The sequence below is a fragment of the Spirosoma liriopis genome, assembly GCF_023196085.1.
Lineage (GTDB): Bacteria > Bacteroidota > Bacteroidia > Cytophagales > Spirosomataceae > Spirosoma > Spirosoma oryzicola.
This window is the reverse complement of record NZ_JALPRF010000001.1, coordinates 1,813,973-1,836,682: the sequence shown is the minus strand read 5'-3', so window position 1 is coordinate 1,836,682 and position 22,710 is coordinate 1,813,973. Positions and strand designations below refer to the sequence as shown.

General features: G+C 48.9%; 15 protein-coding genes, 1 tRNA gene and 1 pseudogene. 8 read left to right on the top strand and 9 right to left on the bottom strand.

Annotated features, from left to right (window positions below):
- Positions 1 to 144: 144 nt before the first annotated feature.
- From mutL to M0L20_RS07560, 5 genes are all read left to right on the top strand, one after another.
- On the top strand, positions 145 to 2,127 hold the full coding sequence (gene mutL, locus M0L20_RS07580) for a DNA mismatch repair endonuclease MutL (RefSeq protein WP_248476334.1): 1,983 nt from the start codon (positions 145 to 147) through the stop codon (positions 2,125 to 2,127).
- 38 nt (positions 2,128 to 2,165) lie between these two features.
- Positions 2,166 to 2,945, top strand: coding sequence for a rhomboid family intramembrane serine protease (locus M0L20_RS07575; protein WP_232560249.1), 780 nt, complete (start codon positions 2,166 to 2,168; stop codon positions 2,943 to 2,945).
- Between the two features lie 2 nt (positions 2,946 to 2,947).
- Entirely contained in the window at positions 2,948 to 3,874 is a 927-nt protein-coding gene (locus M0L20_RS07570) for a rhomboid family intramembrane serine protease (protein ID WP_248476333.1), read from the top strand.
- Positions 3,875 to 4,084: 210 nt separating this feature from the next.
- Positions 4,085 to 6,019, top strand: coding sequence for a 1-deoxy-D-xylulose-5-phosphate synthase (dxs, locus tag M0L20_RS07565; protein ID WP_248476332.1), 1,935 nt, complete (start codon positions 4,085 to 4,087; stop codon positions 6,017 to 6,019).
- An 80-nt stretch (positions 6,020 to 6,099) separates the two neighbouring features.
- Positions 6,100 to 7,341 carry an aspartate kinase gene (locus M0L20_RS07560; RefSeq protein WP_248476331.1) on the top strand — a complete coding sequence of 414 codons (1,242 nt, stop codon included), beginning with the start codon at positions 6,100 to 6,102 and terminating at the stop codon, positions 7,339 to 7,341.
- 75 nt (positions 7,342 to 7,416) lie between these two features.
- On the opposite strand, the gene M0L20_RS07555 is transcribed toward M0L20_RS07560, so the two are convergent.
- On the bottom strand, positions 7,417 to 8,448 hold the full coding sequence (locus M0L20_RS07555) for a PorP/SprF family type IX secretion system membrane protein (protein ID WP_248476330.1): 1,032 nt from the start codon (positions 8,446 to 8,448) through the stop codon (positions 7,417 to 7,419).
- Between the two features lie 235 nt (positions 8,449 to 8,683).
- Here M0L20_RS07555 and M0L20_RS07550 point away from each other — a divergent pair, with 235 nt between their 5' ends.
- A complete protein-coding gene (locus M0L20_RS07550) occupies positions 8,684 to 12,355 on the top strand; it encodes a PKD domain-containing protein (protein ID WP_248476329.1) in 3,672 nt (1,223 codons plus the stop codon).
- A 99-nt stretch (positions 12,356 to 12,454) separates the two neighbouring features.
- Positions 12,455 to 13,483, top strand: a complete 1,029-nt coding sequence (gene ruvB, locus M0L20_RS07545; RefSeq protein ID WP_232560243.1) for a Holliday junction branch migration DNA helicase RuvB — start codon at positions 12,455 to 12,457, stop codon at positions 13,481 to 13,483.
- Between the two features lie 82 nt (positions 13,484 to 13,565).
- On the opposite strand, the gene M0L20_RS07540 is transcribed toward ruvB, so the two are convergent.
- From M0L20_RS07540 to era, 4 genes are all read right to left on the bottom strand, one after another.
- The gene (locus M0L20_RS07540) at positions 13,566 to 13,874 is read right to left on the bottom strand and encodes an ArsR/SmtB family transcription factor (protein ID WP_232560242.1); all 309 of its coding nucleotides are present in this window, start codon (positions 13,872 to 13,874) and stop codon (positions 13,566 to 13,568) included.
- A 208-nt stretch (positions 13,875 to 14,082) separates the two neighbouring features.
- The gene (locus M0L20_RS07535; RefSeq protein WP_248476328.1) at positions 14,083 to 15,018 is read right to left on the bottom strand and encodes a DMT family transporter; all 936 of its coding nucleotides are present in this window, start codon (positions 15,016 to 15,018) and stop codon (positions 14,083 to 14,085) included.
- 101 nt (positions 15,019 to 15,119) lie between these two features.
- Positions 15,120 to 16,427: a ribosome biogenesis GTPase Der gene (gene der, locus M0L20_RS07530; protein WP_232560240.1), complete on the bottom strand. Its 1,308-nt coding sequence runs from the start codon at positions 16,425 to 16,427 to the stop codon at positions 15,120 to 15,122.
- Between the two features lie 86 nt (positions 16,428 to 16,513).
- Positions 16,514 to 17,434, bottom strand: coding sequence for a GTPase Era (gene era / locus M0L20_RS07525; RefSeq protein ID WP_248476327.1), 921 nt, complete (start codon positions 17,432 to 17,434; stop codon positions 16,514 to 16,516).
- Between the two features lie 145 nt (positions 17,435 to 17,579).
- Here era and M0L20_RS07520 point away from each other — a divergent pair.
- A tRNA-Met gene (locus M0L20_RS07520) sits at positions 17,580 to 17,652 on the top strand.
- Positions 17,653 to 17,850: 198 nt separating this feature from the next.
- Here the strand turns inward: M0L20_RS07520 and M0L20_RS30310 are convergent.
- From M0L20_RS30310 to M0L20_RS07500, 4 genes and pseudogenes are all read right to left on the bottom strand, one after another.
- Positions 17,851 to 18,789, bottom strand: coding sequence for a LamG-like jellyroll fold domain-containing protein (locus M0L20_RS30310; protein WP_248476626.1), 939 nt, complete (start codon positions 18,787 to 18,789; stop codon positions 17,851 to 17,853).
- A 78-nt stretch (positions 18,790 to 18,867) separates the two neighbouring features.
- Positions 18,868 to 19,524: pseudogene (locus tag M0L20_RS30305) on the bottom strand (PKD domain-containing protein); the annotation flags it as partial.
- Positions 19,525 to 19,575: 51 nt separating this feature from the next.
- On the bottom strand, positions 19,576 to 20,487 hold the full coding sequence (locus M0L20_RS07505; protein ID WP_248476326.1) for a tetratricopeptide repeat protein: 912 nt from the start codon (positions 20,485 to 20,487) through the stop codon (positions 19,576 to 19,578).
- 9 nt (positions 20,488 to 20,496) lie between these two features.
- The gene (locus M0L20_RS07500) at positions 20,497 to 22,710 is read right to left on the bottom strand and encodes a serine/threonine-protein kinase (RefSeq protein WP_248476325.1); all 2,214 of its coding nucleotides are present in this window, start codon (positions 22,708 to 22,710) and stop codon (positions 20,497 to 20,499) included.

The following is a 22,710-nucleotide window of genomic DNA, read 5'->3' as shown; positions in this document are numbered from 1 at the left end:
GGTTCCTGCTTTGGGCTCCCTGCCTTAGATTTTCCCCTGTCATTCGCAAAAAAGCGTTGGGCAGGGGTTTTTTTTAGGGCTAATTTTGTTGTATCTTGTATAAGGCGGCAAATGACCGCAACGGAGTGTCCCTATCAGCGAGCCATGTTAAATGTTATTCAGCTACTACCCGATTCGATTGCGAACCAAATTGCGGCTGGCGAGGTCGTACAGCGGCCCGCATCAGTTGTAAAAGAGTTACTCGAAAACTCGGTAGACGCGAAGGCCAAATCCGTGCAGGTGATTATCCGCGAAGCAGGTCGTAACCTGATCCAGATCGTAGACGACGGCGTTGGCATGACCGAGACCGACGCTCGGATGAGCTTCGAACGGCACGCTACCTCCAAAATTCGCTCGTCCGACGATTTGTTCCGCATTCGTACGATGGGTTTTCGGGGCGAAGCACTGGCGTCTATTGCGGCCGTTGCGCAGATCGAAATGCGGACGCGACGGGCGGAAGATGAACTCGGTACGCTAATCCGGATCGAAGGCTCGGACATAAAGGCGCAAGAGTCAATCTCGTGCTTGCCCGGTACAAACCTGCTTATCAAGAACCTTTTCTTTAACGTTCCGGCCCGCCGAAATTTTCTGAAGTCGAATTCGGTGGAGATGCGTCACATCATTGACGAATTTCAGCGTGTGGCACTGGCTCACCCGGAAGTGGCCTTTTCGCTGTTCCATAACGATCAGGAAATCTATAATCTTCATGCCGGAAAGCTAAGCCGTCGCATCATCGACATGTTCGGCAAGAGCTACCGGGAGCAGTTAAACTATTGCGAAGAGCAGACGCCCTACGTAACCGTACGTGGCTACATTGGTAAACCGGAATCGGCCAAAAAAGCGCGTAACGAGCAGTTTTTCTTTGTCAACAACCGCTACATCAAGCACAACTACCTGCATCATGCTGTGATTGGCGCTTACGAGGGGATGCTGCCCGAAGGAAGCCATCCGTTCTACGTGCTGTTTGTTGATATTGACCCATCGCACATCGATATCAATATCCATCCGACAAAAACGGAAATCAAATTTGACGATGAGCGATCGGTGTACGCCATTATGATGGCGGCTGTTCGGAAAGCAGTGGGTATGTACAACCTGACCCCATCCCTCGATTTCGAATCAGACGTTAATTTCTTGTCGGGTGGACGAGCGACGGCGAACCGGCCTTCGGTTCCTGAAGCGAAGGCGGACGTTCCGCGCCCAATCACCCCTTCGTGGGCATCCGGTGATAAACCTGCGGCAGACAAGCCGAAAAACGAACGAGTACCGTTGCGTACGGATTCACTGGACAAGGCTGCTGGGGGTAGTTTTGATATGCCCAAGAAGCCGAGTAGCAATAACTGGCAGGCTTTATTCAAAGGCATTGATGAATCGTCCGACGTAAAGTCTACCGAATCCGTTGGCGACTGGTTAGGGCCGGCCAAAGCGGTTGAGCCCGCACCCGCCAGCGAACCGGTCGAAAGCGAAGCCGTAACACTAGGAAGTCGAGCCAATCAGCTACAGGACGTATCAGCGCCGGTTGTTGAGGATGAAAACATTGTTCAGATCCAAAACCGTTACCTGCTGGCCACCATCAAGTCGGGTGTATTATTGATCGATCAGCGCAGGGCCTACGAGCGGATTCTGTACGACCAGTTCCACGCGGCTTTGACTAAACACAATGGGGTATCGCAGCAGCTGCTTTTTCCGAAAACCGTTACGCTGGCTCCCGTGGATTTCCAGCTCGCTCTCGATTTGCGTGACGATCTGACCCATCTAGGATTTCAATTCGATGAGCTGGGGCAGAACACATTTGTGATCCGGGGGGTACCGGGCATGACAACCGGTGAGAACGAGGAAGAATTGTTTGCTAACTTGCTGGCCCAGCTCCGGGCTGATACAGGACGGTTAAAACTAGACCGGGCGGAGTCGATGGCGAGGTCGCTGGCTCGTCGGGCATCGCAACGGCACATCACCCGATTGAGCCCGACAGAACGCAAGGCATTGGTCGATCAGTTGTTTGCTTCATCGAATCCTAGCTATACACCTACGGGCGAATCAGTTACCACGGTATTGTCGTTGGATAAAATTGCGGGACTTTTTCGATGATAAATGAGTTAAACGAGTAAATTGTAAAACCCGTAGCGATGTTTTCATTAACCCCAGTTGTTCGTGCTATACTGATTCTCAACGTATTGGTCTTTTTTATTACTAATGAACGTATAATTGAGCAATTCGGACTGCATTCGTTTCTATCTGAACAATTTAATCCGATACAGTTGCTGACGCACATGTTTTTGCACGGTGGCTTTGGTCACATTTTCAGCAACATGATTGGCTTGATTGTTTTTGGACCAATGCTTGAACAATTTTGGGGACCGCGTCGCTTTGCTTTTTTTTACTTTTTTACGGGGCTGGGGGCCGCGCTACTTTTTTCGGGTGTAAACTATTGGGAGATGCACGACGTATATGAAACCGTTCGGGATTACCGGCTCAGCCCCGGTGTCGACGCTTTTTCCGCGTTCGTGGATCAATATGCCAGTTCGTATTATGACCGCTTAGTGCCTTTTGTTGAGAAGTTTCGGGAGTACCCAACGGATCCTAAGAACATCAAGGATAGCCTGGCTATCGTAAACCAGATCTTTAGTAATCAGGTCAATGAGCCGATGGTCGGTGCATCAGGCGCGATTTTTGGTGTGATAATGGCTTTTGGTCTGTTGTTTCCGAACACTCAGTTATTTTTATTGTTTCCTCCTATACCAATCAAAGCCAAGTATCTCGTTATTTTTTACGGAGCCTATGAACTCTACTCCGGTGTCTATCGGGCGCAGGCGGACAACGTAGCTCATTTTGCCCACATTGGGGGCATGCTATTTGCATTTATTTTAGTCAAATACTGGAATTCACAGCGGAAAACTTTTTATTAGTGATGAGCGGGTTGTTCGATGACTTTCGGAGCGAGTTCAGCAAGCCCAACAACACGTTGGTGCAATTGATACTGGTCAATACAGTGGTGTATCTGGCCGTAGTTATTCTATACGTAGCGTCGCATGTGCTGAAAGCGACAGCAGTGTATAATTTGGTCATTGAAAATCTGGCCATTCCAGCTTCGTTAGGTGCATTTCTGCATAGGCCGTGGACATTAATGACCCACATATTCGCTCACGAAGAGATTTTTCACATTCTTTTCAACATGCTGTTCCTGTATTGGTTTGGCCGGTTGATTGACGAATACTTGGGTAGTCGTCGGTTGGTTGGGCTGTACATCATGGGCGGCATAGCCGGGGGGCTGTTTTATCTGGCCATGTATAACCTGGTTCCTTATTTTCAGGAGCAGATTATGGGATCGCAGATGCTGGGTGCATCGGCTGCAGCTTTATCGGTAGCCGTCGGAGCCGCAACGCTGTTGCCTAACTATACCTTTCACCTGCTGTTTTTTGGACCCGTACGAATCAAGTACATTGTTTTCTTCTTTGTCGTATTGTCGTTCGCGCAGTCGGTCGGACCAAATGCCGGGGGCAATATTGCTCACTTGGGGGGAGCGCTAATGGGCTTTTTCTACGTAAAACTGCTTCAGAACGGTACGGATTTGGGGCGGCCTATTTACTGGCTCGTTGATGGCTGGAGCAATTTGTTCAGACCAAAGCCAGCCGTAAAAGTTTCGTATCGTCAGCGGAGCAATGCCAGCGCTCAGGGAAGTGTATACGCTTCCGCCAGCGGATCGCCATCGTCCATGTCAACGCCTGATCAGGACGAAGTTGATACGATTCTCGATAAAATTTCCCGTTCCGGTTATGAAAGTCTGACCCGTGAAGAGAAGCAAAAGCTTTTCCGGGCCAGCCAGCGGAACTCCTAGTAGAAAAACCTAGTAATTTCTGCGAATAATCTCTTTAAAATCTAAGCCTCTGGTGTCTGCGTATGTATTGGGACGGTCAGGGGCTTAGATTATTTATAATCTGGTAAAAATGAACTACCTTCGCTCCTAAATTAACAGGCCGACCACCGAAGGAAACATTGCATTCTGTACGTTTGTTATGGTTAAACAGACGCTTTCCTGCTATCTATCATGCTGATTACCCCTGGCAGTCTTTTGGCCACAGTCAACACGCCTGACGATCTTCGCAAACTTGATAAATCTCGCCTTCCTCAACTTGCCGACGAACTTCGCCAGTTTATTATTGATGACGTATCTGTCTATGGCGGGCATTTTGGCGCTAGTCTGGGTGTAGTTGAGCTAACAGTGGCTTTGCACTATGTCTTCAACACGCCCGATGATCAGCTTATCTGGGACGTAGGGCACCAGGCATATGGCCACAAAATTCTGACGGGTCGGCGTGATAAGTTTCATACCAACCGGTTTTACAAAGGTCTCTCTGGTTTTCCGAAGCGCAAAGAAAGCGTCTATGACTCGTTTGGCGTGGGGCACTCGTCTACGTCTATTTCGGCGGCTTTGGGTATGGCTGTAGCGTCGCAGCTTCAGGGGCAACCAAACCGAAATCACATTGCCGTTATCGGTGACGGAGCCATGACCGCTGGCGAAGCGTTTGAAGGAATGAACCATGCCGGAGCGACCGACAGTAATCTGCTGATCGTTCTGAACGATAACTGCATGAGCATCGATCCCAATGTGGGTGCGCTTCGCGAGTATCTGACCGACATTACGACCTCGCAGACATACAATAAAGTAAAAGATGAGGTCTGGAACCTGCTCGGCAAAATGAGCAAGTTCGGTAAGAGTGCGCAGGAGATCGTATCGAAGGTCGAATCCGGCATCAAGTCGTCGCTACTCACGCAGAGCAACTTATTCGAGTCACTAAATCTCCGTTACTTCGGGCCGATTGATGGGCATGACATCGATCATCTGGTAAGCGTTCTGGACGATCTTAAAAATATTCCTGGTCCCAAGCTGTTACACGTGCTGACGGTTAAGGGAAAAGGATATGCACCCGCCGAAAAAGACCAGACCAAATGGCACGCGCCCGGTTTGTTCGACAAGGTAACGGGTGTAATACAAAAGAAACTATACGATACTCCTCAGCCACCGAAGTACCAGGAGGTATTTGGTAATACATTGGTCGAGCTGGCTGAGCAGAATCCGCGCATCGTGGGTGTAACGCCCGCTATGCCTTCCGGCTCATCGATGAACATCATGATGAAAGCCATGCCAAAGCGGGCTTTCGATGTTGGTATTGCCGAGCAACACGCTGTTACGTTTTCGGCGGGTATGGCTACGCAGGGGGAAGTCGTGTTTTGCAATATCTACTCAACCTTCATGCAGCGGGCTTATGACCAGGTCATTCACGACGTTTGTATCCAGGAGTTACCAGTAGTGTTCTGCCTTGACCGGGCTGGGTTTGCGGGTGCTGACGGTCCAACGCACCACGGTGCTTACGATCTGGCGTTTATGCGCTGCATTCCGAACATGATCGTAGCTTCCCCGATGAATGAGCAAGAACTTCGTAACATGATGTACACGGCTCAATCAGACGAGGTGCAAAGTGGAAAACAGTCATTCACAATTCGCTATCCGCGAGGGGAAGGCGTTATGCCGAACTGGCGTACTCCATTCGAAAAGCAGGTAATTGGTAAAGGCCGGATGGTTAGCGATGGCGAATCAGTAGCTATCCTGACGATTGGTCATATCGGTAACTATGCTGTCGAGGCTACAAAAATGCTGGCTAAAGAAGGCATTCAGCCCGCCCATTTCGACATGCGTTACGTGAAGCCGCTGGACGAAGAGCTTCTTCATCAGATTTTTGGCCGCTTCGACCGGGTACTTACCGTTGAAGATGGTTGCTTGATGGGCGGTTTTGGTAGCGCGGTTCTCGAATTCATGGCCAATCATGGTTACATGGCCCGCGTAAAACGACTGGGTATACCTGACGCTGTGATCGAACATGGTGAACAGATCGAGCTTCACCGGGAATGCGGTTTTGATCCACAGGGTATAGCGAATTCAGTACGTGAGTTACTGTATACGGGTCGGGCAGTAGCAGTCTAAACTATTTTTCAGCAGGGTCATAGGGTTAGTGGGAGCAATGTCCTCTTCTGCTGACCCTATAACCCTGTTTTTTTACCAATATGAAGGTATTCAAGTTCGGTGGAGCATCCGTAAAAGACGCGGCTGGTGTAAAGAATCTAGCCGAGATTGTACAAACACAAGGGCAAGGAGCTGTCGTGGTTGTGTCAGCAATGGGCAAAACGACGAATGCGCTCGAAGAACTGGTACGAGCCTACGTAAGTCAGCGGTCCGACGGGATGCAGGATAAGCTGCAAACGATTCGAGCGTACCACGAAAACGTGATGCAAAGCCTAACGGGTGATTTTAGCAGCGTCTACGAAACGTTCGATCAGCTGGATGCTTACCTCAGACAACCGATTGCTGGCCATTACGATGAAGTCTACGATCAGATCGTATCGCTTGGCGAAGTCTTGTCCACCCAGATCATAGCGGCTTATTTGTCAAAAGCAGGTCTATCCACTCGTTGGCTGGATGCTCGGCAGCTGATTGCCACCGACGCTACGTTTCGTGAGGGTCGGGTAGATTGGGACGAAACGAACCGACGCATAAACAAAGCTGTTAAAAAAGCTGCTGTCACGGTAACGCAGGGCTTTATTGGACAAACGCCCGATGGCCGAACCACTACACTTGGTCGCGAAGGGTCCGACTATACAGCCGCTATTTTTGCCTATTGCCTGCGAGCCGAAAGTGTTACGATCTGGAAAGATGTCCCCGGCGTTTTGAATGCCGATCCGAAGTGGTTTAATGAAACGGTGCTACTGGAAAAACTAACATACCAGGACGCTATTGAACTAGCTTATTACGGTGCAACGGTTATTCACCCAAAAACCATTAAGCCGCTGCAAAACAGGGGTATCAAACTATATGTTCGCTCGTTTTTAAAGCCTGATGCCGCCGGAACGGTAATCGGTAATTTTGAACAGCATCTGCTGACTCCGTCCTTTATTTTCAAGGTGAATCAGCTGTTGATTTCTTTGCATCCAAACGATTTCTCGTTTATCGCTGAAGATAACCTAAGCCGTATTTTCGGGCGTTTTGCGCAGGCTGGCGTTAAGATCAACTTGATGCAGAATACGGCGATTAGCTTCTCGGTCGTTGTCGACAACAATCCCGAACGGGTGCCTGCCCTGCTTGACCAGCTAAGACAGGATTTTCGAGTTACTTATAATGAGGGCCTGGAGCTGATTACGATTCGCTATTACAACCAGATTACGATTGACCGGGTGCTAGTCAATAAAAAACTGCTTCTTGAGCAAAAGAGCCGATATACGGTCCAGCTCGTGGCAAAAGACATCGAATAACTCATCCGTATCGTCAATAACGACATCGCATACACTTCTTTTCAGACGGCTTCGTTCTAAGCCGTCTGAGGACGATTAGAACTTAGGACAAGGTAATTTTTTATCCCGTCTGCGAACGCCCGACCGGCGACCTTCTGGCTTCTCGAAGATATACGAAAGCGACAGTTCGTGCGAGCCACCGCTGTTGCCAAGCGTCGAAACGGTAAAATCGTAGCTGTAGCCAATCGAAAACTTATCCATGCGCCAGCCCGCGAGTAAAGCTACTGCATCGTGGTTGTTGATGGTTTGCTCGTATTTTTTGAACGGGATGCCTCGGTAGTAGGCGCCCACCGTTAGCGGTGAGTAAGTCAGGTAGGCACCGAGATCCAACTGGTCGTATTTACCCTGGAACTTGTACATGATAACGGGCGAAAAACTGATTTCACGATCCTGTTCGTCCGCTAAGCCTGTGTAGCCAGCCAATGGAATCCGTAGACCAGCCTGAAGGCTTCCTTTTATGGGCAGGCGATCCTGTCCGCTGACAAAAAATCCCTGATCGGGTCGGTTAATGTGATGAGCCGATACACCGACCCAGTACCAATCGGAATACACCAGTGCACCCGTCGAAAAATCGAGGTATTTATTTTTGGGCGAACCAGCCAGTAGCGCCGGGTCCGCCGAAACGCTGCCCGAGATAAAGCCCTGATCCGTAAATTGGTCGCCAGTTGTCAGGCCAAAGTAATTGATATTGCGATTGACATACGACCCCTGTAAGCCGAACCGCACAAACGACGATTCACTTACCTGCAATTGATAGGAATATTGCAACCCTATCTCCGTAGATTGAATCCTACCTTGACCCTGGTTGTCGTTTTGGATTAATAAACCTACGCCACTGTTGAATCGGTCGAAATAATGGTCTAGTCCAACCATAGTGGTCACGTAGTTTGTGATAGCGGGCCACTGGTTGCGGTAATTGGCTGTGATACGTGGAGCTAGGGCTGAACCAGCGAAAGCGGGGTTCAGATAAAGCGGAGCGGCATAAAATTGGGTGAACTGTGGGTCCTGTGCGAAGGCCAGCTGACTGAATACCAACGCTAAAACTACCAATATGTATTTCTTACTCATAGCTGCGATATAGGGGCAAAGACTGGGCCAACTTCGCGGTTGCAACGTTCCTACTAGAAAAAGAGTATTTAAGAGCACCAATAACCTATAAAATTAACGCTATTCCTGTCGATTTTTACGGTTATCGGTTGATAAAATTTTAACGAAGCGACTTCGTTTATACTAACGTAATGCCCCCGTTATCTGTTATGCTAGGGGACGAATTTGTGCAGGTGGGCTTATTCCTTGCTTCTTCATGATAACTTATATTGGCCGTTTACGCGTCGTTGGACTTTTGGTCACGCTGCTTCTGCTGGCAGGGGCGACTATATCCAGGGCGCAGACAATCAGAATTAGTGGTAAGGCTTGTGTGCCTGACGTAGAGTGTAATCCTGACTCTATTGTATTTACAGATAGTATCCGAACAGGCGTAACTACTCGTACTTGGAATTTTGGGGATGGTACTACGCTGACTACGCAAAATGATTCGGTAGCTAAACACGTTTACAAGCAGGCCACTACGTTTACTGTTACGCTAACGAGGACTGTTAGTGGGACCGTTATAACGTCTACCAGAAACGTTAATGTTGGTAACCGTCCTCAGTCGTTCAGCAATTGGCGAACGGATACGACAATCTGTAAAGGAGAGACGATTACCCTTGATCCATACAACGGTGGTAGTCAGACTCGTTATAATTATTTGTGGTACCCAAAGGGACAAACGACGCAGAGCATCCAGGTAGACAGTTCAGGCTGTTACTCGGTGGAAGCGATTGACCCAATAACAGGGTGCTCGTATCAAGATCGCATAAACGTCGATGTGTGCGGAGAGCAGAAAGAATCGCAGGGAGCAAAGTGGTATTTTGGAGCCAATGCCGGACTGGACTTTAGTGGCGGTGGATCGCCTAAGCCGATTACCGACGGTAAGCTCAATACGATCGAAGGATCGTCGTCTATTTCCAATACAAAAGGCGTCCTGCTATTTTATACCGACGGTGTAACTGTTTACGATAAAGATGGTAAACCGTTGAAATCACTGGACCCGCGCGACTCGGCGGCAACAGCTACACCTATCTCACTCGGCGGTAATAAAAACTCCACACAATCAGCCCTGATTGTGCCGAAGCCAACGTGTCGCGGTTGCGAGTACCTTTACTACGTATATACAACGTCGGAAATTCGTGGTCAGAAGACCTTAACGTATAGCATCGTCGATATGCGGCAGAATGGGGGCAAAGGGGCGGTCACCCAGAAAAACATTCCGTTATCGACCAAAGGCACAGAACAGTCGGCATCGGTTCGTAATGATCGGGATTCGACCTATTGGGTGATTACGCGCCAATACGGAACCAACACCTTCGAAATCCGTCACCTCACACCCAGTGAAACGCCAACCGTGACAACGTTCACCGGTGGGCAGGTTATCGATTCGCTGGCAAACGCCGAGGGTTATATCAAGATCGGTCCGGCGGATACAACGGGCGGTAACAAAGGAAACCGTCCGATGGCCGTTGTCATTCCGGGTCCGCCCAAAAACTCCGTTGATCTCTATACGTTTAATGATTCGACGGGAAGAATGACGTTTAATCGGACGCTCGATTTGGGAGCCGCTCCGCCAAAAGCCTACGGGGTCGAGTTTTCACCCGATGGTAACAATCTGTACGTGACCATGCTGGCTGATACGAACTCCGATGGAAGCTTGAAGGGATCGTCGTATGTTCTTAAGTATGATTTAAGCCAGAAGGACTCGCTCTTGGCAAAGTCCAGAACCGTTGTTGACAGCAGTACAACCCGCCAGTATGGATCTATTCAGATTGGTCCGGATGGACGTATTTACGTAGCCATAAAAGGCAGTGGCTCTCTTGGAACTATCGACAATCCGAACGGTGGATTACTTGACAGCCTTGTCTTCAACCCCGTTGGTCAGACATTGGGCGGGCAGAAAAGCCAGTTAGGGTTACCGAACCTGGTTGCCAATTTCAATGAGCCATCGAGCGGGCCTGGCGTTACGTATTCAGACACGTGTACAAACGCGCCAACCGTATTTCAGATCAGTCCCAACTGTCCGAAGCTAAAAGAAACGTATACCCTTACGTTTGGTGATGGAAGTGCTCCCGTATCGACAACGGCTACCCAGCCCATTACCCACCCCTATAAAAATCCGGGGACTTATCCGATCAGCCTGCACATCGTTACCCGAACCAGCTCGGGAGGCATTTGTAAAGATACCCTCATCAGAGACACGCTGACTATTCTCGAAACGCCACCCGACATAAAACTCGGTGCCGATACCGCTATCTGTAATAAAAAAGGGCTAACGCTGAACATAAACGTGACCGCGAAATTGTACGTATGGCTGGTCAATGGGGCGGTAGTCAGCAGGCAAAAATCCCTAACGCTTACGTTGCCGGGCTATTATCAGGTGGTCGGGTTAGCGGCCAACGGAGAATGTTTTAAAAGTGATACCATCGCGGTTCAGATACGACCCGTACCGTCACTCGATCTTGGCCCCGACACCGTGTTCTGTTACCGAACGGCGGTTAACCTGACCGTACCGCAGCTAACCTGGAAGCGATTCCAGTGGAGTACGGGTGGCGATACGCGTACCATTTCGGTGTCAAAAGCTGGAACGTATACGGTAACCGCTCAATCAGATCCAATTGATGGCGCATCTTGCGAAAACTCCGACACCATTCGCGTCACCGAATTACCTAAGCTACGGGTAGCGGCAGCGCTGACTGGTCCGCAGACCTGTACATCGGCTGATGGCTCGATTGTGTTGACACCCAACCCGGCAGGCGACTACGCATATGGCTGGACACGTTCCGATGGGGCGGTGTTGACCGGGGCCACCAATCAACAGACTGGACTTGCGGAGGGAGGCTATAAAATAACCGTGACAGACACGTTGCATGAGTGCAAGCTGGATACAGCGTTTACACTAAAATCACCCGCTAATCAGCTCGTGCTCACACCGCTGACGAAAGACGCGCTGTGTAGTTTACCCAACAGTGGTACAATTAGCCTGAATATTTCGGGGGGAACACCCGCAAGTTATAGTTGGCTGGATCAGAACAATAACCAGGTAGCTACTACGCCTGTATTCAACACGGCTGCGCCTGGTCTGTACAACGTTCAGGTAACCGATACAAAAGGCTGTAAAGCCCTTGTGGATAGCATCAAGGTAGGTCTCGATAGTGCTGGGTTCGCCCGACTAGGACCAAACCAGTTGAAATGTTTTGGGCAAACCGTTACGCTAGCACCCGAAGATGCGCAGCAGCCTGGCAACACCTACCAGTGGAGTACGGGAGCATCGTCGCTCTCTATAACGGTCAGTCAGCCGGGAACGTACGGAATTGTGGTACGAAACACACTGAATGGCTGCGTTGGACGAAGCAACGTGGAGGTTTCAGACCGACCGGCCCCGGCTCTGTCGGTTCCCAGAGAAGTTATCTTGTGCGAGGGCGATCAGGGCCGAGTGCAAATTGTTGCTAACGGTGCTTCCGACCTGCGTTATCTGTGGCTCAATCGGAGTGAAACAACAAACGCTATCACGGTTAACCGGGCGGGACAATACCAGGTTGTCGCTACTGATCCGCAGGGATGTACGGCTACGGCTACGTCACTAGCCTTAAACAAGTGCGAGCCTAGGATGAACGTACCGGAAGCATTTACGCCTAATAACGATGGCGTCAACGATGTGCTGGAAGTCTTTCCCGCCTACGTTACAGACTACGAGCTTCGGGTCTATAATCGCTGGGGTGAAGTCATCTTCGTAACGGATAATCCGGAGCAAAAATGGGACGGTTCGTACAAGGGAGAGGTCTACCCACCCATGCTTTATCCATACGTTATCATCTACAAAAGTGAGTCCTTTCCAGAGCGCGGAAAGTTAGTAAAACGAGGGTCCGTACTGCTGGTTCGGTGATGGTTTTACGCCTTTTTTTTCGTATATTTGAGGTAAACGGCCCGGCCGAATAAAGCCAAAAAAGGCGGTTTTTAGGCCGGGTTTGCACGAATCAAAATTATGCGAAACGACTTTCTGAAAGGGACAGGCGAGGGAATGTCGGCTACCGATAAAGAGATCGAACGGGCGCTCCGACCGCTTTCGTTCGAGGACTTTACGGGGCAGGCTAAAGTGCTGGACAACCTTGAAGTATTTGTTCAGGCAGCCAAGCAACGGGGCGATGCACTCGACCACGTTTTGCTCCACGGTCCTCCGGGGCTGGGCAAAACAACGCTGTCGCACATCGTTGCCAACGAGCTTAATGCAAATATCAAAATGACGTCGGGGCCGGTACTGGACAAACCAAGTGACCTGGCGGGACTGCTGACAAACTTGCAGCCAAACGACGTGCTGTTTATCGACGAGATTCACCGGCTCAACCCCATCGTGGAAGAGTATCTGTACTCGGCGATGGAGGATTACAAAATTGACATTATGCTCGATTCAGGCCCGAACGCGCGAACTGTACAGATCAAGCTGAATCCGTTTACACTCATTGGTGCTACCACCCGTGCCGGTATGCTGACATCACCGTTACGGGCGCGTTTCGGTATCAGCTGTCGGCTGGAGTATTACGACGCACAGCTGCTGACCAGTATCGTTCAGCGGTCGTCGGCGATCCTGGGTACAGCGATTGATGAGCAAGGAGCTTTTGAGATTGCCCGCCGGAGCCGGGGAACACCCCGGATTGCCAATAACCTGTTGCGTCGGACCCGCGATTTTGCGCAGGTGAAAGGGAATGGCTACATCAATGTTGATATTGCTGAAATTGCCTTGAGCGCTCTTGAAGTAGACCAGAACGGTTTGGACGATATGGACATCCGGATTTTGACTACGATCATCGAAAAGTTCAAGGGAGGACCCGTCGGGCTTTCGACCATCGCGACAGCTTGCAGTGAAGAGTCCGAAACGATTGAGGAGGTTTACGAGCCGTTTTTGATCCAAGAAGGTTTTCTAAAGCGCACCTCACGTGGGAGGGAGGCTACCGAGAGAGCGTATCTCCACTTAGGCATCGTTCCTCCTTACAAGAATGGGGAGCTCTTTGGCTAAAATCAGCCGTACAAAATGCAAAATGGGTCATTAAGTAGCACTTTTGCCAACTTAATGACCCATTCGTATAGCTGGTTAATTGTTAATTTAGAACCTTGCTTTTATAAATACAGCTGATCACCTCGGATACCGCCGAATCTACCAAGAAGTAGTAAATGTTCTTTCCGCTACGTCGAATATCTAAAATACCCTTATCCCGCATATTGATCAGATGATGCGAGATAAGCGACTGTTCAGCATTTAGATTCTTGTAGATCGTTGATACATTCAGTTCTTTGTTGTCATTTAACATCTGAATGATTTTAATGCGCAGCGGATGGGCTACGGCTTTTAGCACGTAAGCCGCTTTGTCAATGCGTTTTTCTTCCTCCATGTTCGTCTCGGTAGCCATACGTCAGTAACTTTATAGGTGTGCGTTTTAAGAAAGTTAGGCTAATTACTTCACTAAGGATTATTAAGTTCTTGAATGCGAGGTAGAATTTATCTAAAGGTAATTCGATGTATCTTATTTGCCAATGAGAATATATTTATACGTCCAATAGGAGTATTTTTGCCAGTTTTCATTTATTATACGGTACTTACGAAAGTGTAACTTTTGATTAATTCTTGGTTGCTACCTCTGTTTTTCGGTTGCCCCGGTAGCTAATTAAAAACACACCAAATAAAACAAAAAGTGTACCCGCGATTTGCGCATCACTGATTGTCTCGTGAAGGATGGTCGTCGCCAGGATGATGGTGAAGATTGGACCAACGCTTGCAATAATCGAAGCATTGCCGGAACCAACCCGCTTTATACCCTCGGCAATCATAAACGTAGGGATAACGGTTACAAAAATCCCCATGCCTAATCCCAATCCATAGACTGGTGCTGGATAGCCTCCCAGATGCAGGCCGTTGACCATTGCGCAGTGAATGACCGTTGGAACGGTCGCTGCGATCATAGCGTAGCACGTAAAGCGCTGGGAGCCGATTCGTGCGATCATCCGGTCGCTACCAACCAGATAGACGGCATAAGCCAGACCGCTTAGGATAACCCAGAAAGCGCCAAGCATTACGTCTTTTTGGGTGGTGGTTTCAATATTACCCACAAACGCCAGGAGAATACCCGCGTAGGTAAGCAGGAGTGCCATGATTTGCAACCGGCTTACACGCCGGCCAAATCCGAGCGCATTCATAAGCAGAACAAAAGTCGGATACACAAACAGCAGGATGCGTTCCAGACCCGCTGTAATGTAAACCAGTCCCAAAAAGTTAAAAAAACTGGCCAGGTAATAGCCCGTAATGCCAAGTATGGCCAGTACAAGCCATTGTTGGAGTGTCAGTTGAACAGGCGGATGCTTTCGGGCAATATTAAACGCGATAGCTACATAAAGCGGCAAGGCAGCCAGCATCCGTAAGGTAAGTAGCGAAATAGAGTCAATGGGATATTGATAAGCCAGCTTGATGAGTATACCCTTCATGGCAAAGCAAAAAGCCGCCAGAAATACCAGAAAGGCACCAAGCCAATAATAAGCTCGAGTGGGTTGCTGAGCCATGCAAGGGTGGGAATCAAACGAATTAGACTCAATCAGGTGGTAGAGGTAAGCAGCTTATGGCTGCAACCGTCAACTGACTGAGTCTAATCAAAAAAAGCGAATTACTTCTGCCGGAAAAACAGGGTGATGGGTACACCCGTAAAGTCGAAATGAGCCCGGATTTTATTTTCCAGATAGCGCTGATACGACTCCTGTACGTACTGGGGCAGGTTACAGAAGAACACGAACGTCGGTGAAGGCGTTGGAACCTGCAACATGTATTTGATATTGATCTGCTTGCCTTTTAGCGACGGGGGAGGGTACGCTTCAATTTCTGGCTGTATCGCTTCGTTCAGCTTGGAGGTAGTAATTTTCTTACTCTTATTTTCGTAAACCTCCATCGCTTTTTCCATTACCTGAAAAATCCGCTGCTTTTCGTGCACAGACGCAAAAATGATTGGCAGGTAATCGATGGGCATCATCCGCTGAATCATTTCTTTGCGCAGGATGTCGGCGGTACGGTGGTCTTTCTCAACGGCGTCCCACTTATTGACCATGATCACAACACCCTTCTTCGCCTTTACGGCTTGTCCAATAATATTTAGATCCTGCGCTTCGAGACCACGCGTTGCATCGAGCATAATGATACAAACATCCGATTCCTCCATCGCCTTTAAGGACCGTAGCGTCGAATAGAACTCGATGTTATCCTGAATACGCGCTTTCCGGCGGATACCTGCGGTATCAGTCAGGATAAAATCTTTGCCATAAGCACGGTAACGAGTGTTAATCGCGTCGCGGGTTGTACCGGCAATGTCGGTTACGATACTGCGGTCCTGCCCCGTCAGCACGTTCAGAAACGACGATTTACCCACGTTGGGGCGGCCAAGAATAGCGATGCGGGGAACACCAGCATCCGGATCGGCCACGCCTTCCGTTTGAAAATGTTTGATCACTTCATCCAGAAGATCACCCGTTCCGGTACCCGTCATGGACGAGATAGGATAAGGCTCACCCAGGCCAAGGGCGTAGAACTCCGCTGAACTATGCGCCCGCTCCGACGTTTCAGCTTTGTTGGCTACGACGTATACGGGTTTCTTGCTCCGACGCAGGACATCCGCGAAATCTTCATCCAATCCCGTAATACCCGTTTGAGAATCAACAACAAACAACAGGACGGTCGATTCCTGAATGGCAATCTCTACCTGCTCGCGAATCGATTCTTCGAATACATCTTCTGACCCGACGACGTAACCACCCGTGTCAATAACCGTAAAGTATTTATCATTCCATTCGGCGGTGCCATAATGCCGGTCACGCGTAACACCGCTCTGGTTATCCATGATGGCCTGCCGCTGTTCCGTCAATCGGTTGAACAGCGTAGACTTACCCACATTTGGGCGGCCAACGATTGCAACAATATTTGCCATTTTTTTAAGAAGAAGTGAGAAGAGAGAAACAAGAAATAAGTGTTAGAGCACCGGGCACTGACACTTGGCTGTCCTCAATTCTGATACTATTCGTCGTAACCTAACCGCTTAAGCATTCGATCTTTCTGCCGCCAATCGGGTTCTACTTTAACGAATTGTTCTAAAAATACTTTTTTACCGAAGAAGCGCTCCAGCTCTTCGCGCGCCATAATCCCCGTTTTCTTGATCATTTTCCCACCTTCGCCGAGTAAAATGGCACGCTGCGTAGCGCGTTCGACCAGAATTTCTGCCTGAATGACAATGATGTCATCTTTCTCTTTGAAGCCGATGACAACGACCTCACTGCTGTAAGGAACTTCTTTCTTGTAATTCAGAAAAATCTTTTCGCGAATAATTTCCGAAGCAAAGAACCGCTCGGGTTTATCGGTCAGCTCGTCTTTCGGGAAATAAGGCGGGTGCTGAGGCAGGCGGGTGATAATCGCGTCGAAGACACGCTCAATATTGAAGCCATTAAGCGCCGAAATCGGAATAATTTCCTGAGCCTTGAAGTGTTCCTGCCAATAGGTTATCTTCTCGTCAACCTGCGCCTGGGTGGCCTGGTCGATCTTGTTGATCAACAGCAGGATGGGTACCTCGGATTTTTGCAGCCGTTCGATCACGTCATTTTCGTCGTGCTGTTCGAAAATGTCCGTTACAAACAAAACCACGTCCGCATCTTCGATGGAGCCGCGTACAAAGCTCATCATCGATTCGTGAAGTTTGTATTGGGGCTTGATAATGCCGGGTGTATCCGAGTAAACTAGCTGGAAGTCCTGACCATTATGCGTTCCGTTGAGGATACCCATAATGCGGTGGCGGGTGGTCTGCGCTTTAGAGGTGATAATCGACAATCGCTCACCGACGAGTTGGTTCATCAGGGTTGATTTACCGACGTTGGGCTTACCAACGATACTGACGAAGCCGGCCTTATGATCGGCCGGAAAATTTTCAATCAATTCTGTATTCATGAGTAGGTGATCCCGCTAACTGATTTTCAGCGGCTTTAAAAACAACTCTCTCTCGAAAAAAAACGTTTCAGTGAAGGAATAAAAATTTTTTTGCACAAAGGTATTGCATTTTAAGAAATGTGTGGTACTTTTGCAAACCAAACATCGCGGGATGGAGCAGTTGGTAGCTCGTTGGGCTCATAACCCAAAGGTCGCTGGTTCGAGTCCAGCTCCCGCTACTAAGTAAGACGCCTAATTAGCTGACAAAAAGCTGATTAGGCGTCTTTGATTTTAGGCGTTGTATAAATTTTTAATCGATTGAGGTCGGCAATTCACTCGATATCAAAAGCAAGAATAAGCAATTGACCCTGTCAATACCGTTTCATGTCGGTATTGACAGGGTCAATTGCTTAATTAGTCGTGCAAATAAATTGCGCTTATTGGTTGTACAGCGTCTGTACTTCGCTAGCGGAGAGCGCACGGTTATAGATTCGAATTTCATCCATTGCCCCTTTGAAGTAATTGGGGAAATCCCGAAGCTGAGCGCCGAACTTTAATTCGCCACCTGGGCATCGGTCCATGCTGGCAGCAGGTAGATTATTATTTTGATCCATCAGGACGTTATCGAAATACATCCGGCTTGATCTTCCCGAGTACGTAAAGACAAGATGGTGCCAATCATCGAGCTGGGGATTACTGCTAAACTCAAAACTCTGCCAACCTTTAGCCGGTACACAATTGCTACCTTGTTTGATGTTAGTCATGAACGTAAGTCCAGGGCCGTTCTCGTTAATCTTCACGAGCGAGCTGTACATCTCGAAATTACTGTCACTCCAGCGCGATTTGTTATAAATCTGCATCCGGTTGTTAACGTTGTTGATGGCGCTAGGTCTTATCCATATGCTGATCGTGAACGCGTCAAGAAGTAGGGTGCTGTTGTCTACCATGTAGAAGTAGTCATTCACGCCATCCAGTTGGATGGCTGCATTTGACTTTCCTCTCCGGTCAGTGGTAAACGTAGGGCTGTCAACTAGATTAGCGTGATTGTTGTTACCACTAACGTCCAGCAACGATCTATCTGTAAACGGTAGGTAGGCTATCAGCCCGTTCGCAACGGCGTCTGCCTGCGTAGTGAATGTATTAACTGGTCCTAAAACAATTTCACCCGATGGCAATTTTGCGTAAGATCGGTAGTAGTACGTCGTATTTGGTTTCAGATCAGTTAAGTTGACGGGTGTGCTTGCACCGACATTTGGATTATTCACCGTTACGCCCGGCCCTGAATTATCCATACTAGGTGTGCTGTTGCTCGATGAATAAAGCACGCCGTACTGAATGGCGGCTGGATTGCCCGCATCATTAAGGATAAAACCCACCGTCGCTGTTGTAGACCCCACTGTTGGACTACCACCGCTGGAAACGGAAGGATTATAGCCTGTCTTAAATTGTATGGGATCGCTGTAACTAATTATACCTGCTTCATTAATAGCAAAGCTTCGCACGTAATATGTCGTATTTGGCTGAAGATTTGGGATTGCAAACGAGACAGGATTATTTAATGAAACAGCGTCTGTCTTGTCAAGTATAGATACGTCAGTCTTACCGACTTCCGGGTTTGTGTTTGTGGTTGAATAACATATACCGTAGCGGACAATTGTAGAGTTACCTGTAGATGTGACGGCCATACGTATGGCTGCTGAACTTCTAGTTATATCGGTAGCAGGCTGTATGCTCACAGCAGGCTGTACTGCATTATTGACGTTTACAGTGGCCTGAATTCCAATATCTTTCTGACATGAGTTTGTTAATTTAGCCTTTGCTGTATACGTACCTGTTTTAGCGTAGGTATGGCTAGTAGTCGTGCCAATAGTAGTCGCGTTCGTCCCGTCGCCAAAGTCCCATATCACTTGGTCAATTGTACCTGCACTTTTACTTATCGAAAAATCTACTTTAAGTTGCTGAATTTGTGTAACAAGTTCGCCTGAAGGGGTAATGCAGTTGCGTCGCTCTTTTCGTGTAGGAAGTTCCCACGGGTCGCAGGACCAGAGTGTCAGGCCACAGAGGCTGCTAATAAGAATACCGACTATATAGGTACGTAGTGTTTTTTTCATCTTTATTAAAAGTATCGTCAGTTCAACTGGATAGAGCTAGATAATTATGGATTAGAATGTGTAGTGAACCGCTACACCCAATGACTGCGACGAGGGCTGCCAATGGAAACCGGTTGTGCGTGGCGCTTTCTTCGGCTTGTGCAGCAACAAATACAGTTCGGCGATGGTCGCTACCGCTGCGACGCCTAAACTTGCTTTGTATAAGCTATTTCGTTTCTGAGCCGACTCAACCGCGCCGTAAGCCGCGTTGTATTGCTGGTATAGCCCATCGTCGCTGATAATTCCCGTTCCGGTAGGATCAGCCGTCTGGCTAATCTGATTCAGCGTGTTTAGCTTATTTTGGTAATCGTTCCGCAGCAACACTGCAAAAGCACCCGCGCCAACGGCAACCAATCCTGTAAACACTTTTATGCCAATATTCTTGGCCGGTCTCTGAACATTACTGGTGTTTGCAATTTGAAGGCGCAGCGATTCCTGCCGAGTCGTAGTCGTAGCGTACTTAAGTGCCTGAGTGTAGATCTCTCGGGCCGCCGTATAATTTTTCTGATTGGACAGTTGGTTACCCTGAGCTTCGTAGTAATCCGCTAATTGTTCTCTGCTAATATTATCACTCGGATTGCGTGTCAACAGCTGATTCAGGATCTGAATCGCTTCCTGATTTTTGTTTTGTTTCAGGGCTTCGGTTGCTTGTTGACGCAGGCTTAGTGCTTTAGAGCATTCGTCGATTTGTTTCGTGGCGTAGGCGTCGTTTTCAAAGCCGGGTACCTCAAGGCAGTTCTGGTACTGTCGGCGAGCTTCCTGGTATTTCCCTTCCTTAAAAAAATCGTCACCTCTTTTTTTGTAACGGTCATACTCTTCATCGGCTACTGATGTTGTCACGGAAGCCCGGTCAAAAGCAACCGCCGACACCATCGGAGCAGTTAGTAATAAGAAAGAAACTAGTAAGTAAACAGGTTTGGTCATTAGAGTTGATTATTGATTATTGCACTGTTTGATTTTGCTTTGCACTTCCCGTGTTTCCTTGAGCGACTGAGCAACTTTATACCATTCTTTGGCCGCGTCGAAGTCATCGCTGTCAAAGATTTTGTTGCCTTTACTCAGGTACGTGTTGTAAGCCTCGTCTGCTTTGGTCGTGTTCAGATCATGATCTTTGGCCAACGCACGGGCACTGCTGAAATCAGCTATGGCTTTCGCTTTATTGTTACCCTTCGCAATTGCCTGCCGCCCGTCTTCAATGAGTTGATCGTAGGCGGACTGCGCTTGTTGTTTAGCATTACCTGTCGTCTCTTTAGCCGATTCTTTAGTTGGTTCAGCGACTACGGGCTTTGGCGACTCCGAGGTAAGTACAGGCGCTGCTGCAACTGCGGTTGGCTTCTCGTTTTCTTTTGGTGCGTCTACGCCGGATTTAGCAAGTTCCTGAAGCGCAATGCTATGCAACCGGCTAACATCTTGCCGGGTAGGATCAAGCTGTAAGGCGCTGGCCGTTAGGGTAGTCGTTTGTTTAAAATTCTTCTTTTGAAAAGCGCGTCGGGCTGCGTTAAAAATCTCGTCAACCTGCTCTTTGAGCGCGCTCTTTTTCTCTCTCAACGTCAATGGCGCTGACCCAGCCTCTGTTTTAGGATCTGGTGCAGAAGATTTCGGTGTAGCAGGAGCAAGGGTAGCTGTTGACGTTTTAGAACCTGCTACGTTTGAAGTACCTGTCGGTCCAGAACTTACATTAAAGTAGATAACAACGGCTCCCAGGCCGATAGCCACTGGGGCGACTATGCGCCAGGGAAATGGTTTGCCAAGCTTTGGAATCGCAGGCTGCTGGACAATACCGTCACTCACGGGAACGGCAACAACCGGTGGGAGAACTGGCTTTTTCGGGATGTCTTTTTCGACTAAAACCGGTTGCTTTGGGACAGTCGTAGCCGGAGCCGGGATAACCGATGGAGCTACATAAACATCAGTTGCGTCTTCCTGGTACACATCCGTGCGTTCCGGATCCTGAACAATCAAGGGTTTAGGCCGTAGCTGTTCAATACAGAACGTTAAGCCTTCAATAGCCTCTGGTAGATCGGGAGAAAGGCGCAATACCTGCTCATAAAGAGTCTTGGCCTGTTCAAATCGGTGCTGGGCCGTCAGGTTGGATGCTTCGGTCAATAGCTTCTTAAGCTGCTGCCGGTTAACCCCCAGCTTGGCTGATTCCAAACCCTTCTGTGCCGCAGTATGATGCTCGCGCTTAGCCAGGATTTGCTCAAACAGCGGAATTGCCTTCTCGTATTCGTGCCGATCAGCCCGTTTTTGGGCCTCAGCCAGTAGCTGCGGAATGTTGTCGAGAAGGTCGAGTAGTTCATCTTCTTTCCGAACACGTTCATGAATATCCCGAACCAGACACCGCCTGATCATGGTTTGGTACGGTTCTTCAATCTGCTTCACCCGAGCGGGTAAATCGACGGTAATAATCTTTTTCTCGATCTCGCGTCGCGCCGACTGTTCACTGCTGTTCCGTAAGTCGGCCTGAAACGGTTTTTCGCCCGTGAGCAACTCGTACAGGATAACACCAAAGGCCCACAAGTCCAGGTTGAAACTTACCCGGCTTCCTTCAATCTGTTCGGGCGCTTTGTAGGAAGGCGTACCCCGTCCGTCGCTCAGGTCGAAATCAGAGCTGTCGAGTTCGTCATCACTGACCAGTTTACTCAGGCCGAAATCCGCTATTTTAGGAATGAATCGTCCGGCGTTGTCACGCGAGATAAGAATATTGGCCGGTTTGAAATCCCGGTGGACAATCCGGTGCCGATGCAGGTGCTGGAGGCCAAGCAGAATTCCCTTCGTGATGTCGTAAATCTGGACGGGCGTCAATGCCTGGCGACGTAGCAAATCAGCGAGGTTACCATCTTGATAATACTTCATGATGGCAAAATCGCTGATGCTGGTGTCCGTCTCAAGCCGGTAGCAGGCGTCGTAGCGGGCAATGTTGGCCTGACGGGCGATCCGCTGAGCCAGTTCGACTTCGGCTTTCAACGATTTCGGGTCATTCCCTTTAAACTCACTGATCTTAATGGCTACCCATTCCGTTTCGAGCTGATCTTCGACTTTAATGACGCGCCCATACGATCCACTGCCCAATAACGCACCTTCGTCATTGGGCCGGATCGGATATCGTCGTTTAAAGTCCTGAAAAGAAGTAAAGGGTTGACTCAT

Excerpts from the sequence above, each read along its gene's own strand:
- M0L20_RS07570 (WP_248476333.1), top strand. The coding sequence starts at position 2,948 with ATGAGCGGGTTGTTCGATGACTTTCGGAGCGAGTTCAGCAAGCCCAAC.
- M0L20_RS07560 (WP_248476331.1), top strand. The coding sequence starts at position 6,100 with ATGAAGGTATTCAAGTTCGGTGGAGCATCCGTAAAAGACGCGGCTGGT.
- M0L20_RS07505 (WP_248476326.1), bottom strand. The coding sequence starts at position 20,487 with ATGACCAAACCTGTTTACTTACTAGTTTCTTTCTTATTACTAACTGCT.
- M0L20_RS07500 (WP_248476325.1), bottom strand. The coding sequence starts at position 22,710 with ATGAGTCAACCCTTTACTTCTTTTCAGGACTTTAAACGACGATATCCG.
- era (WP_248476327.1), bottom strand. The coding sequence starts at position 17,434 with ATGAATACAGAATTGATTGAAAATTTTCCGGCCGATCATAAGGCCGGC.
- M0L20_RS07535 (WP_248476328.1), bottom strand. The coding sequence starts at position 15,018 with ATGGCTCAGCAACCCACTCGAGCTTATTATTGGCTTGGTGCCTTTCTG.
- mutL (WP_248476334.1), top strand. The coding sequence starts at position 145 with ATGTTAAATGTTATTCAGCTACTACCCGATTCGATTGCGAACCAAATT.
- M0L20_RS07575 (WP_232560249.1), top strand. The coding sequence starts at position 2,166 with ATGTTTTCATTAACCCCAGTTGTTCGTGCTATACTGATTCTCAACGTA.
- M0L20_RS07540 (WP_232560242.1), bottom strand. The coding sequence starts at position 13,874 with ATGGCTACCGAGACGAACATGGAGGAAGAAAAACGCATTGACAAAGCG.
- dxs (WP_248476332.1), top strand. The coding sequence starts at position 4,085 with ATGCTGATTACCCCTGGCAGTCTTTTGGCCACAGTCAACACGCCTGAC.
- M0L20_RS07550 (WP_248476329.1), top strand. The coding sequence starts at position 8,684 with ATGATAACTTATATTGGCCGTTTACGCGTCGTTGGACTTTTGGTCACG.
- M0L20_RS07555 (WP_248476330.1), bottom strand. The coding sequence starts at position 8,448 with ATGAGTAAGAAATACATATTGGTAGTTTTAGCGTTGGTATTCAGTCAG.
- ruvB (WP_232560243.1), top strand. The coding sequence starts at position 12,455 with ATGCGAAACGACTTTCTGAAAGGGACAGGCGAGGGAATGTCGGCTACC.
- der (WP_232560240.1), bottom strand. The coding sequence starts at position 16,427 with ATGGCAAATATTGTTGCAATCGTTGGCCGCCCAAATGTGGGTAAGTCT.